The 14699-nt window shown below is 32.4% G+C and carries 8 protein-coding genes; 4 read left to right on the top strand and 4 right to left on the bottom strand.

Going from position 1 to position 14699, the window contains the following annotated elements:
• Nucleotides 1-45: 45 nt before the first annotated feature.
• Nucleotides 46-4113 (bottom strand): C1 family peptidase, encoded by a 4068-nt coding sequence (locus tag ACJROP_RS11360; RefSeq protein WP_406535579.1) that lies wholly within the window; start codon nt 4111-4113, stop codon nt 46-48.
• A gap of 390 nt (nt 4114-4503) precedes the next feature.
• Between ACJROP_RS11360 and ACJROP_RS11355 the strand changes: the two genes are divergently transcribed.
• On the top strand, nt 4504-8778 hold the full coding sequence (locus tag ACJROP_RS11355) for a DUF3344 domain-containing protein (RefSeq protein WP_406535578.1): 4275 nt from the start codon (nt 4504-4506) through the stop codon (nt 8776-8778).
• A gap of 70 nt (nt 8779-8848) precedes the next feature.
• Here ACJROP_RS11355 and rplJ read toward each other — a convergent pair whose 3' ends face one another.
• On the bottom strand, nt 8849-9331 hold the full coding sequence (rplJ, locus tag ACJROP_RS11350) for a 50S ribosomal protein L16 (protein WP_406535577.1): 483 nt from the start codon (nt 9329-9331) through the stop codon (nt 8849-8851).
• A 196-nt stretch (nt 9332-9527) separates the two neighbouring features.
• Between rplJ and ACJROP_RS11345 the strand changes: the two genes are divergently transcribed.
• On the top strand, nt 9528-9755 hold the full coding sequence (locus ACJROP_RS11345) for a KEOPS complex subunit Pcc1 (protein ID WP_406535576.1): 228 nt from the start codon (nt 9528-9530) through the stop codon (nt 9753-9755).
• A gap of 78 nt (nt 9756-9833) precedes the next feature.
• On the top strand, nt 9834-10919 hold the full coding sequence (locus ACJROP_RS11340; RefSeq protein WP_406535575.1) for an ATPase: 1086 nt from the start codon (nt 9834-9836) through the stop codon (nt 10917-10919).
• Here the strand turns inward: ACJROP_RS11340 and ACJROP_RS11335 are convergent.
• On the bottom strand, nt 10897-11997 hold the full coding sequence (locus ACJROP_RS11335; protein ID WP_406535574.1) for a nucleotidyltransferase family protein: 1101 nt from the start codon (nt 11995-11997) through the stop codon (nt 10897-10899). The genes ACJROP_RS11340 and ACJROP_RS11335 overlap by 23 nt on opposite strands.
• An 89-nt stretch (nt 11998-12086) precedes the next feature.
• Here ACJROP_RS11335 and ACJROP_RS11330 point away from each other — a divergent pair, with 89 nt between their 5' ends.
• On the top strand, nt 12087-13343 hold the full coding sequence (locus ACJROP_RS11330; RefSeq protein ID WP_406535573.1) for a dihydroorotase: 1257 nt from the start codon (nt 12087-12089) through the stop codon (nt 13341-13343).
• Nucleotides 13344-13390: 47 nt separating this feature from the next.
• On the opposite strand, the gene ACJROP_RS11325 is transcribed toward ACJROP_RS11330, so the two are convergent.
• Nucleotides 13391-14626, bottom strand: a complete 1236-nt coding sequence (locus ACJROP_RS11325) for a 4Fe-4S binding protein (RefSeq protein ID WP_406535572.1) — start codon at nt 14624-14626, stop codon at nt 13391-13393.
• Nucleotides 14627-14699: the final 73 nt, after the last annotated feature.

Below are 14699 nucleotides of genomic sequence, written 5' to 3'. Positions count from 1 at the left end.
TCTGATGAATATCTACATAAAAAAAGAATTAAAAAATAAATTGAATTATTTTTTAATTTTAATTGTATTTTTGATTTTTACACCACTATAACTTGAATAAATAGTATATTTACCCACTTTCAAGTTTTTTAAAGTTAATTTAGCAATACCCTTTTTATTTGTTTTAATTTTATAGGTATTGCCTTTAATCTTAAAGGTTACTTTTATTTTGCTTAATGCTTTTGTACCTTGTTTAACTTTAACTGAGAATATAATCTTTTTAGCTTTCTTTTTAGAAATGTTCTTAGCAGACAATGTTATTTTAGCTTTCTTTTTAGCTGTAGTGGTTGTTGATGCTACTTTTTTAACAACAAGATTATTGGAAACTTTAACACCCTTATATGATGTAGTAATGACATAATTGCCCGGTTGTAAACCAATCTTAATTGATGCATATCCCATTTGATCAGTTTCAGCATAATAAACATTACCTCCAGCAGAAAACTTGACAATTTCACCTGCACCATTACTGATTCTAACAGAAAATGCAGATCCATCATTATAATACATGGATATGTCTTTATTTTCAGTGATTACTTGTCCAATCTGAACAGTATTCTGTAAAGTTTCACCAGTAATCGGATTGAAAATTGATAGAATATATGTTTTACCTGGTTTTGCATCATTTAATTTCAAAGATACTTTTCCATAATCATTTGTCATGACTGAATAGACAACACCATCAACAGTTACATTAACATTGGTGTTAATCAATGGAGCTCCAAGTTTATTTAATAAAACTGCTTCAAAATTATCGCTGCTAAGCATATTTGAGCCTAAGATACTTGATTTGATTTCAATTGTATGCTTGTCATAGATATCAAAGTAGTTATCATTACCATAAAAACTAATCTTAATGTCATAAGCACCAATTCCTGGCAATTTGGTTGCAATTGTTGCCTTACCATCCCAATTGGTGATGCCGATATACTGATTTCCATTAATAATGAAATAGACTTGGCAATTCACAATAGGTCTTCCATTGACATCTCTTAAAAATATTGAATAATCAGTGTTCTTATCATAATACACAATCAAATCTTCTGCAATCATTTTTGTCTTATTGATTATTATATCAAAACCCGAATTAATCAAACTACCATAATAATTATCAATAAGCTGGCAATCCAAACTGTAGTTGCCATAAATCAAATCATCCAATTTTAATGATGCTTTCCCATCGATTAACTGAACTAATTGACTTTCCCCATTTATTGTAACATTTAAAGTTGAATTAATGCCATAAGGACTTTCAAAATTAATTGTAACATTATTCTTATCTTTAAGGATGTTTACATTAATATCCGCATCAATGATAGTGATATTAATGTTGTAATTTGAAAAGGCATTTTTATAGCTTGCATTAATATCAAATTCACCGCTATTATCAAAAACATGCCTGAAATAAGCAGTACCGTTTTCAATATTTGCAAAGTAATCTTCACCACCGATATTTAATGTCAAATTACCTGATTTAACAACATTGTTGAACTGATCATAGATAAAAGCCGTGATATTGGCCTTATTAAATTCATTTTCAACACTTAATGAAATGTAATGTTGAAGTTCATAGGCAAAGGTGAATGCCTTAATGGCAGCTACTTGAGAAATGTATTGATGGCCTTCATTTAAATAAGTGGTAAATGAATAATTGTATAGGTCAATCCACTCAATACCATCTTTACTGAAAAATGAAACCCCAGTTGTATTTACTTTTTTGCTTGCAAAAGAGTATTCTGAAATAGCAAATTCAGCACCTTTTTTACAATCTAGTTTAAACCTTACTTTGAATGTGTCATTAGGCTGCAAAGGAATATAATCGCCCAAATTAATAGTTGTATAACCTGGATTGCATGTTCCTTTCTTTGTTAGTTTTAACTCATTATTGACATAAATGAATAAAACAAAATCAGTGGTTTTTCTAAAGTATGTTGAAACACCGGCCAACATGTCATAGTCTGTTGCATTGAAAATGTTTTCAACCCAGATAGTATTTCTTCCGGATACGAAATAATCAGTTTTTCCAATTAGGTCATATTGGTAATTTTTCTCATATCTGGTGGAATCGTTGAATACAAAGGCATAAGATGCATCAGGAATCCCTACTTCTGCAAATACCTTATCATAATAGGATACATAGAAATATCCATTGTCTCCCCAGGTTGAATCCCAACTGTTTTTAACAATCCATGCACCGTCACCGTCCGGAGTGACCAGGAAGTTATCTCGGGAATATGAATCGTCCCATCCGACAATTGCAACACCATGATTTGCATAACCCGGCATGGAGTAATAGTATGCATTTGTATATTCATTGAAGGAATATGCTGAGAAGCAGATTCCAGTAGCGACAGCACCATATTTCATAATTGCTTCCTTTATCTCCCGATTATCCGTATAGCTATCACGTTTTAGATATACTATATTTTGGATATGAGTGATAGGATTTAAAAGCGGAGACAGCATGCTGTAATCGTCATATTTTTCAATATTCTCATAAACCGGACCGATCCAATTTACAAGATAACCTATTGCCATCTCATCATAACCGCCATTGTTGGTTTCGATTGTTGACCAGCCGTAATCGGAATATTTCTGCATGATATTCTTCATGTTTTCTTCGGACAGGTCCAAACTTTCACCGGAAGCCTTTAATATAGCTGATTCCAAAGCAGCAATGGAAGAAAATGCCCAGCAGTTTCCACCGCTTTGCTGGTCTTTGACAGGAGTGACCATGTTTAATTCACGTAAGTCATAGGATGTCGGTACAAATCCGTAATCAATATAATCTTTATAATAAAGTGTGTAGTTTCCTTCATTGATAGTTACCATGGTAACATTTGTTTCAAAGAAGTCGTTTTCGATTTTTGCATGATTGTCTTCAAAGATATTATAGAATACCTTGTCGATAGAATTCAGCATCGAATGAACCGCACCACCATAATCCGATGCAATATTGCTTATGAAATTATTGTTTTCAAGTTCGAAGAATTTCAAATCGTCTGCAAAGATTGCGCCTCCGTTTCTTGCATGGTTATTGATGAATGTTGATTCTATAAATGATATTGAGTTGTATAATGCATATACGGCACCACCTTCATATTTTGCAGTGTTGTTTTCTCCCAAGAAGTGAGTTAATGAAATTTTTGAATTCAGGGAGGTTATGGCTGCGCCAAAAGTGGCGGAAGCATTTGATATATTTAAATTTGAAGCCTTCAATTCAGAATTCAATAAATAGATTGCACCACCTGCATCATTGATTGAAAAGTCATTTTTGAAATTGCAATCAGATATTTCAATTAGACAACTGGATAAGGCTGCAATTGCACCGCCGTAATTATATGCATAATTATCATAAAAGCTAGATTTTTTAAGGACTATTCTACCACCTGTACTGTGAATTGCCCCACCATATTCTCCAGTATTATTTATCAAAGTACAACTTTCCAGATAAACTGATGGTGAGTTGGATTCTGATTTATAAGCCTTTATTGCACCACCAAATGAATTTGATGCTGAGTTAACAAGGTCAGTTGCATTAGAGTATGTTGGAATTGCAGAGGCATCTTTGATTATAGTGTTTTTGGCATAAAATGTTCCTCCCTCAACATCAATATTGAAACCTATCAATGTTACATTTTCAACCGTGAATGTTTTTCCAGGATTGACATATAATACACCAGTATTTTCCACTCCAGAATATCTAAAAATTGTTTTTTCCGGATTTTCACCGATTAGATTAACACCGTCCACAATTTTGGAATTGGAGAGATTATACTCACCATTGGCCAAGTAAATTGTAGATGATTGCTTTAATCTTGAGGCATTCATGCTGTTATAAGGATTACCCTGTGATCCGTTTCCATCAACTTCCGAAGAACTATTAAAATAATAATTTGCACCTTTTAAATTTGATTCATCTAATGAAATTGCTTTCAAATCATTTGTTTGTACAATTGAAGCATTCATCTCTCCTTGAGTATTATTCTCTTGCGCAAAAATTTGGGGCATTGTCGCAACAAGAATTATTGTCAAAAGCAACAGGAGAATGAATTTGTTTTTTATGTTTAACAAGTAACTCACCACATTAAATTAATTAATATTTATTATAGACATTAAATAGTTAAATAAGTATTTAATACTTTTTTTGAAAAATAAACGATTTAGTATTACTTTAGGCAAAATAACAATCAAAAGTATTACTTAAATTAAATTAAAAGACGATTATAATAAAAACAATTCCAAATATTGTCAAATTATTTAATTAAAAAATAATTTATATCAATTCATTATTTAAAATAATAAAAAAATCGCATTTATTCAACGTTTATTGATTTATGAAGTTTATATAAAGTCAATAAGGCAAATAAAACAAAAACTAAAAGATTATATAACTTATTACTTCAAATACTATCTTATAATAATCAAATACTAAAAATATTACTAAATTACTGGGGAAAAAATATGAAAACAAAACTATTTATTATATCTGCATTGATTGCTTTCATACTATTTTCAGGGTTTGTATTTGCAGAAGATACGGCCTCTGATGAAATGATAAATATGGAAATACCTGCAGAAGAATGCATCAATCTTGAAGATGTAAATGATGATACTTTAACTCAAAATGAAGAACCTATTTACAAAGCTAGCGGAGATGGGACATTTACTGAGTTAAACAACACAATTAAGGACAATAATGTAATAAATTTATCTAAAAATTACACAAGTACTAAAGTAGAAAGCCTCAAAACATTTAAAAATGGAATAACCATTGATAAAAACATTACAATAAATGGTAACAACTTCACTATTGACGGAGCAGGCGTGCTTACACTATTTACTATAAAAAGCAATAGCCGAGTAATTCTAAATGATGTAGTCCTCACAAACACATTTAAAGAGGATTCAACAATGATTACCAACCAAGGTGAGTTAATATTTAATAATGTTACTTTTACCTCAGATAGGAGCATTTCCAAAGCGGGCAGCGGTAATTTTAGAGACATTTATAATACTGGATCTTTAACAATAAATAACAGTAATTTTATCAACTCTAAATTTGAAATTACCGTAACGGATGCGACAAAGGTGCAAAATATAAATGTAAGAGGATTCATTGATAACGAAGGCGAATTAACAATAACAAATACCAATTTCAATAACAATTATTTCACCCCAACAAATGGAATTGGTAGAGTTCATGAAATCTCTACAATATTATTCAATAATGCATCCGACACTACTGTAACATTAAATAACATATCAGTTGTCAATAATACCGTTCAGTACAGTTCATCTGCACAAGAAGTATTTAGAGGATTTATAAGAAGCGAAAGTGGAAATTTGATTATAACAAATAGTTTATTTGAAAACAATACTGCATTATTCCCTAATAGTAACTCACAATGTTTAGGAATATTGTTAGCAAATGGAAATGATACATTAATCAACAATACCCTCTTTAAAACAAATGAATTTAAAGACTCAATAATTACAACCTCTGCAAATAATTTAGTAATAATGAGAAGCGTGTTTGATTCAAATTCCCTGGAAAGAAATATCATTCAAAACAAAGGATCAGGACAATTGAAGGTAACACACAACCTTTTCCTCAACAATGCCCTCCCTAGTTCCACCACTTCCAGACTAATTGACTCTTCCTCAAACAATTTGAATATTAGCGAAAATTACTGGGGAACAAACGAACCTAACTTTAAGGACATTTCTTCAACCAGAGACGCTTCAGATTACATCATATTAACCGTTGATGGACCTACTCAAATCTTCGAACAGGAAAATATCTACACAATAACATTAAACCAGCTCAATACTACTGAAAAACTTGAAGATAACGCTTTATACGATTATTATATTGAAATGAAATCGAATAATCTTGGAACAACAACACCTGTTGAGATTAAAAACGGAATTGGTTATTACACTTACATCCCAATAGATAACGGAGAGGACGTGCTCACTATTGGAGATATTAAACTTAAAGTAAATGTCACTAGAATCTTTTTAAGTGCTACTGTTGACATTATAACAGAGTATAAAGACACTGTATATGCAGGAACACAAAACCTGATTACTACAAAAATATTCGTGAACAAAGATTTTGGCGAATATGTAATTAAATTCTTTGCTGATGGCGTTGAAATAAATGAAACCGTTCAAAATTTAACAAGAAGTCCAAAAGAAATAAAATTCTTAGATAGCACCATCAGACCAATTGATGAAAGCACAATGGCCGGAGCAAACAATAAAAAAATAAACTATACGATTAATGTTTATAAAGAGGATGCTTTAATCGGCAATACAACTGTAATTCTGCCATTATTATACAACGGTTATTTCGGGAAAGATTGCGGTTATCCTATAAATGATGTTGGATTCGATTATGCCGCAGTGATTACTGGAGACATCATGATTCAATTGCAAGATGGTAATACATACATCGAGGCATCAACCACACAGAAAGAATATGAATGGAGAACAGTATTATCTCCAACATCCCAATTTACTCAAGGACTTTTATATATTCCATACAATTGGGATAAAACCACAACTGGGACTTATCCTGAATTCGATTTAATTTTCAACAATCAAAATATCAACAGCAAGATTGTTGGAAAATACCAAGACCAGTCAAACCTTGGAACATATGGAACATATCGTTATGGAGTTTTAATTTACAATATAACAGATTGCTTGCAGAATGGAAGAAACACTCTCAAACTTGAAAAGGAAAATGGATTGACCGCAGTCTATCCGCCTACACTAATTACAATGTACAATACAACAAATAGCGATACCCTAAAAACAATCTATATAAAAAATGGTGCGGACTTGCTTTACAATGAATATAATCTATTAAATAGACCTATACAAACAGATGCAACAATTGTAATCACAAATGTTGAAAACATAACAAAAGCAACATTATATGTCTTTGCAGCGGGTGCCGGCGTAGATGAAGCGGATTTAGAATTCAACAACAGAACCTATACAAACATCTGGGAAAATTCAACAGGTACAAATTATAATGGCATGTTTATAGCAGACGTGACAGATATTGCTGAAAAAACTAATAATGTAACATTCATATCAACTGGCGGAACAATCCTTGCATTGCAAAATATTTTAGTAACTGAACATCCAATAATCCGGGAAAAAACTTTAATAAACCTTTCAACTGAATATAAAAACACTGCATATGCCGGAACAAACAACACAATCACTGCGGACATCAAAATAAATGAAGAAGGCATCTATGACATTAGATTGTTGGCAAACGGAGAGGAAGTTGCAAACATTACACAAAACTTAACAAAAGAATGGATGAAACTTTTATTAACTGACCAAACCGTTCGCCCAATCGATGAAACCAGCGTATCCGGAGCAAATAATCAGCAAATAAACTATACCCTTGAAATTTGCCAGAATGGAAATCCTGTAGCGAATTCAAGCATTGTTGTCCCATTGCTTTACAACGGATATCTTGGAAAGGACTATGCATATCCGAATAGCAATTTGGAATTCAATTATCAGAATACAATTACTGGAGATATTATAATACAAATACAGGCAGATGATACATATCTTGGACTTTCAAATGAAAGCAGAATTGACAATTGGGAAATAATTTTACCTGAAAACTCAAATATCATCAATAGCTTTTTATACATCTCTTATAATTGGGATAAAACCACTTCCAGCGATTATCCGGATTTAACCCTAACATTCAATGGAAGAAATATTAAAGACAATCTCGTCGGAAGATATAAAGATCAATCCAATTTAGGAACAAGTGGAAAATATGGTTACGGATTGCTCATATATGATGTAAGTGATTTGCTATTTAACGGCCAGAACTCACTTACACTTAAAAAAGCGAGTGGTCTAACATCAATTTACCCATCCGCTTTAATTACAATCTATAACACTACTGAAAGCAATACTCTGAAAAATATCATTATCAGTAACAATGCAGATTTACTTTACAATTCATATAATGTTGCAAACAGGTCAGTGCAGCATAATAACTTAATAGAACTAGAGCCACTTGAAAAAACAACATTATATGTCTTTGCAGCAAGTGCAAACAATGGAGATGCAGATCTAAAAATAAATAACAATACATACTCCAATATCTGGAAAGACTATGAAAGCACTTCCCATAATGGAGTATTTGAAATTGATGTAACCGATATCATCGAAACAAACAATACCATCAATTTCATTGCAACCAGAGGCACAGTTCTTGCCCTTCAACAAATAATAGTTACTGAAAAAACAGTCGATAACCAAAGCACTGCTCCTGAAAACAATACCGAAGACAACAGTACAAATACAACCAACAGCACTGCCGGAAATAACAATACCTCAGGAAACAGCAATACAAACACAGCAAACAATTCCGTCAAAAAGACAACAACAACCAAAAAGAAAAAAACAGCTCCAAAATTAACCGCCAAAAAAAGAACCTATAAAGCCAAAACCAAAAAGAAAAAAATAACCGCAATCCTTAAAAACAAGAATAAGAAAGGAATAAGAGGAGCAAAAATTGTTTTCAAAATAAAAGGTAAAAAATACATTAGTAAAACCAATAAAAAAGGAATTGCAACTGTTAAAGTAAAAATTAAGAAAAAAGGCAGATATACAGTTAAAATAACATTTTATGGAAGTAAACTCTATACTGCAAAAACAATAAAAACAAAATTAATAATAAAATAATGATTCAAATCATTATTTTTATTACTTTTTTATGAAAAAATTAAGAAAAAAAGTTTTTAATTAAATAAAATTATTTAACTAAATCAGCGCCTTTGTCAATAACTATTTTACATGGAACTGGCATTTTCATGCCTGCTCTTTTTAATGCAACTTTAGCTTGTTCAAAGTTCTTTTCTTGACAATCAATAGTGATTATTCTTTGATTTTTCTTAACAATAGCTTCAACACTGATAGGTTTACCGAAAGCGTTTCTCATACCACTTTGTACCCTATCCGCACCTGCACCGGTTGCCATTGGGTTTTCTCTTACAATTTGGTGAGGATATACTCTTAATTTTAAGTGGTAACCCATCCTACCTGCAGCCCTTTGCATTAATCTGTTAGAAGCAATCCTTGCAGCTTCTAAAGAATTGTGTCTAATTTGAGTTGGTTTTTTAACAGCTAAACTTACAGATACTGGGAATTCATCTCTTAAGTTACCCATATCATATTGTACAATCCTTGAATTTGGGTTTTTTCTAATATATTCTCTTCTAGTATAAGCACGAACCATAATAATTCCTCCGAAATAAACATAACATTAAATTCATGTTTTAATTAAAAATAGCTATAATCTAATCAGTTTTTTAAAATAGCTATATAAAAATTATATATCGTAATAGATAGAATACTTAAATATATTAATTAAGTTATTAATAAATGTTACCATAAATGAAAATAATATCCTAAAAAATAAAAATAGTGGAACAATGAAGATCAAAGGAAAGATATGTTTAGATTACAACAATGATGACTCTGCAAGACTAGTGCACGAATCACTTGAAATCGACAATGAAAATTATGTTAAATCTAAATTGAAAAATAATAAAATAATTTACGAAATTGATAGTGAAAGCCTAGGGAGTTTCTTGTCAACAGCAGACGATTTGATTGCTTCTGAAATTGTTGTGGAAAAAATCCTTGAAAAAACACGATAACTAACAAAAAGTTATATATAAATAGAAAAATATATATTAATTTAATATATTTAATTAATTCATTTAGAGCGTGGAATTATGGAATGTTATTATCATCCTGATAGAGAAAGTACAGACAACTGTGCCATATGTGGAAAATCAATTTGTAAAGAATGCGGTTTAGAAATTGCAGGTAAAATCTATTGTAAAGACTGTTTGGAAAAAATCATCGGTCTTGGAATAGAAAATAGCGAAAAACAAGAAAGCGAAACTATTGCTCAAGATTCAATCGAAACTGAGCCAGCTAGATTAGATGCGCAAACTGCAGATAATACCATATACCAACCACCAGAGGAAGAAGCTGATTTAGAAATACCTTATGCTACTCAAGAAGAGATTGCACCTACACAGGAATTTAAAGGAATTAACGAAGATTCTCCATATAACATCAAAAGTAACATTGAATATTCAGAAGGTCTCGAATCATCTTATTTGGAAGAAAAAGAAAATATCGTGCCTAAACCTGAACAACCACAAGTTGCTCAAAATGAATTTGACTCACATGAACCTATTTTAGCTCAAAAAAGTAATGAAGAAGATTTCATCTATCCTGATCACAGCTATGAACCAAAACCAACTAGCGCAAGGCTAGAACTGGAAGACAAATATGAAAAGTACCTTGATGATTTATACTTTGATGAACCTGAAATTCCATTAGGCGAACAATTGGCAAAAGATGAAGCGGAATACGGTTCTTTAACTAGAAGGGAATATGCCCCTAGAGAAAGTGAAGCCATCGAACAAGAATTGCCTGGCACTAAAGAAAAAGCTGAAAAACCAAAATCCAGGAGAAGATTACGCAGAAATAAAAAAGAGAAAAAAGAAGAAAGAGTGGAAACTCCTGAAGAAATGGAAGCTAGAATTAGAGCTGAAATTTTAGCAGAACAAGGTTTAATGAGCGGAAAAGAAGATGGCAGTATCCATAACTTGAATTACCAAGACCAAAAAGAACCAATGGGCATTTTAGACATTATACTAACCATAATATTAATACTTGTAGTTTTATTGGTTTTATACTACATTGCTTACTTGTTCCTGTTAAGCTCAAATTACCCAACATTTACGGATGCATTATTCGCGCTTAAAAATCCGCAAAATGTTATTAATGCTCTTTTAACCCGTTAAATAATGAAATATTTTCATTATTTACTTTTTTTATAAATTTTTCTAAACATTCATCGTTTTTATATCCCAGCACCCTGATGTTTGAAGGGTACATGTCAATATATTCGGAGATGATTTTTTTAGGTATGGGATTTTCCAATATGCTCAAAACCCTTTGGTGGAAATGAGATGAAAATCCGTGCAATATTGACTTTTCCAATTGCTCTAAGCTGTCATAAGGCCTATTGTCCACAATATTTCTGGCCAACTTTTCATTGAACAAATTCAGATTGGACAGCTCTTCAAAAGTAAAACTGTTAGCGGTATCCAAAATAGATTCAACATCCCTAATCCCGTAAATAATGCCCTCATTTTTGATTTCTCTTTTTAAAACTTCAATTGTTTTTGAAGGCATCATATCCAAAACATCATCAAAGTTATCCTTTTGGATGCTTTCGCGAATAAGCGTTCCGCTTACTCCCTCGATTCTTTCAACGAAAATGAATTTGTCCTTATAGTCAAAGCCTATTTTGCTTAAGGAATTTGAAAATGATGTTATTACATAATTATCCTCTTCAAGCTTATCCTTTAGAAGTATCTCATTAGTTGTCTTGTCAACAATCTTATACGGTTTCGGAGCAACATGATGCCCCATGTTTATTCTTTTGAGTATTTCATCAAAACCTTCTAAAGGTTTGTAGCCTCTTGGGATATGGCTTGTGTCTAATGCCTTAAACATCTTGCATAGGCATAGAGAATATTGGCCTGATCCCATTATTCCCATAGGAGGACCCTCAACAACAATGTCCGCACCAACGGAAATTGCAATTTCTGCCCTAATTTCCCTAGGCAGTATATATGGAATACCTCTACCACTACGTTCAAAAAGCCCCGGCACAATAGCTACAAATAATGACTCAGGAAACATATCCTTTGCAGTTTTCATGCAATGAAAATGACCATTATGTAAAGGATTATATTCTGTAAAATCAGCTACTAAATTAATGTCTGAACTAGTAATAGAATTTTTGCATTCACAATCCAGGTCATTGAAAAATAATTCCTTATCTCTTCTAAGGATATCTGAAACTAGAGACATAATATTAAATTTAATTCCTAAATTAAAAAAACTTATGATTTAAAAATATCAAAAGACATATATGAAAGTATAACACTAGGAGATTGACAATGGATTACGTGATAAAAAATTGTAGACTGGTTGATAAACCTGGCGAATACTACATACAAGTAAAAGATGGCAAAATTGCCGACATTTCAAAAACTCCGATTGATGAGAGTGAAACAATAGATATCAAAAACAATTACATAATGCCAGGTTTTATTGATCCCCACATACATTTCAGAGACCCTGGATTAACTCAGAAAGAAGATTTCAAAACCGGGAGCCTAAGTGCTGCAAACGGAGGATTTACCACTGTCATTGACATGCCCAATACAATTCCAAAAACAAATACCTACAAGGCACTGAAAGAAAAAATCAAAATAGCTGAAAATAAATCCGTTGTTAATTTTGAGCTTCAAGCAGGCCCAAATACTCTTGAAGAAATGAAAAAAATGATTGCATTAAAACCAATTTCCTTTAAGATATTCATGGATCTTGAAACGGATGATGACTTGGAAAAAATATTTAAGGACTTGTCAACTCTAAAAAATACGACTGAATATAATGGGCTTGTTGCAACACACTGCGAAAAAAAATCGATAGTCGAATGTGAAACCGCTAAACTTAAACAAAAAGAAGAAAATGAAGCTATTGACTACACTTATGCAAGACCTACAAGAAGTGAGGATGAATCTGTAAAACAGACAATTGAACTTGCAGAGAAAAATGATTTAAGATTGCATATCTGCCATTTAAGCTCATTAAAATCCCTTAGTTTATTGGAAAATGCAAGCAAAACCATGCCTGTTTCTTGGGAATTTACACCACATCATTTATTGCTTGATAATTCCGCTTACAATATATATGGAACTCTCATAAAAACCAATCCTCCATTAAGGCCAAAAGGGGAAAGCGTCAACTTAACTTGCTTAAATGAAAATTCAATCATAGGAACTGACCATGCCCCTCATACATTAGAAGACAAAACAAAAGGAGTATGGGATTCATCACCGGGAATACCAAATCTAGAAACCGTTGTGCCGTTACTACTGACAGAAGTGAATAAAGGAAATGTTGACTTAAAGATAATTCCGAAAATACTGTCCGAGAATGCTTCTAAAGTTTACGGCCTTGACAATAAAGGAAAAATAGCTATTGGAAAAGATGCCGATTTTACCGTGATTGATTTGAAACGGGAAGGCAAATTCAATATCGATGAATTTGAAACAAAAGCAGAATACTCTCCATTTGACGGTTGGACCTATATTGGAATGCCAATAATGACAATAGTAAATGGAAAAATAGTAATGGATAAATTATAACTAATTTTTTTAAAAAAAAGAAAAAAATAGGGTGTGTGTTATCACACCTATTTATAACATAAAGCGTCTTCTGGACATGCTTCAATACATTGACCACATAAGGTACAGAATCCTGCAATTGGTAATTTAGGATTTTCTGTTTTATGAATCATGTCATATGGACAAGCTTCTATACAGTCACCACATTGATCACATTTAGATGGGTTGAATGCAATTCTGTCTCTTAATACAGCTTCGCCATCAATAGTAACTTCGTATTGTTCAACTTTTAAAGCATCGTTAGAACACATTGAAGCACATGCTCCACATCTAATACAGCTTACAAAGGATGGTTCACCATCAGTTTCTACTAAAGCAGGGCAGGACATACCAGTTTTGGTAACTACACGAATAGCTTCAGTAGGACATTTGTTTGCACATGCACCGATGAAGTCACATTTTTCTACATCTCTTCCAATACCTTCTGCGTCTACAGGTGCACCTTCGCCCCATTCGATGTCAATTTCTAATGCATCAACAGGACAAAGTTTTACACATAAACCACATGCAGCACAGACACTAGGAATAGCAACAGTTAAAGTAGCACTGTTTGCAGAGATGAAATCACCAGGACAAGCTTCTACACAAGTGTTACATCCAATACATTTAGCTGAATCAAAGGTAAATGAAGTAATTTCTTTTGAACGTTTAACAGGTACTTTTTCGGAAATGAAAATTGCATTCCAAGGACAAGTTTGTGAACATAATCCACATCTGATACAATCATCATTTACAGTAACCGGACTTCCAATTTCATCAAGGGTAATAGCTCCTACAGGACAAGGTTCAACACAAGTTCCACATCCGACACAGTCTTTGATGTAGACTGGGCCTTTACCTTTGAGATCTAAATCATATTCTGCAGGTTCTTTAATACCTGGAATACCAATTACATCAACTGGGCAAATGTCAACACATTTTTGACACATTACACAGAAACCTTCAACTTCTTTTAATTTTTCACCAGTGACTTTGAGAGTTTCTTGTGGACAGACTTCTTCACATTTACCACATGAATCACATAATATTGAGTTGAATACTAATCTTTTTTGGGTTACACCATCAACAATTTCGAAATCTTCTGCTTTTAGTGCACCAGTAGGACAAGCATCAGCACATTTAGGTTCTTCACCACAAGTGTCACAGTGAATAATAGATTCAGGTGTTACATCAATAGCTGATGTAGGACAAGTACCTTGACAAGCGCCACATTTTATACAGCCATCTTCATTAAATACTATCATTTTATAAAAACCCCCTTAAATTTAGAATTTTTTAATGAGGTTTCCTTCACTGTCTACAATATCTACTTCAGCT

The sequence above is a fragment of the Methanobrevibacter sp. genome, assembly GCF_045220775.1.
GTDB lineage: Archaea > Methanobacteriota > Methanobacteria > Methanobacteriales > Methanobacteriaceae > Methanocatella.
This window is presented reverse-complemented; position numbering and strand designations above follow the sequence as displayed.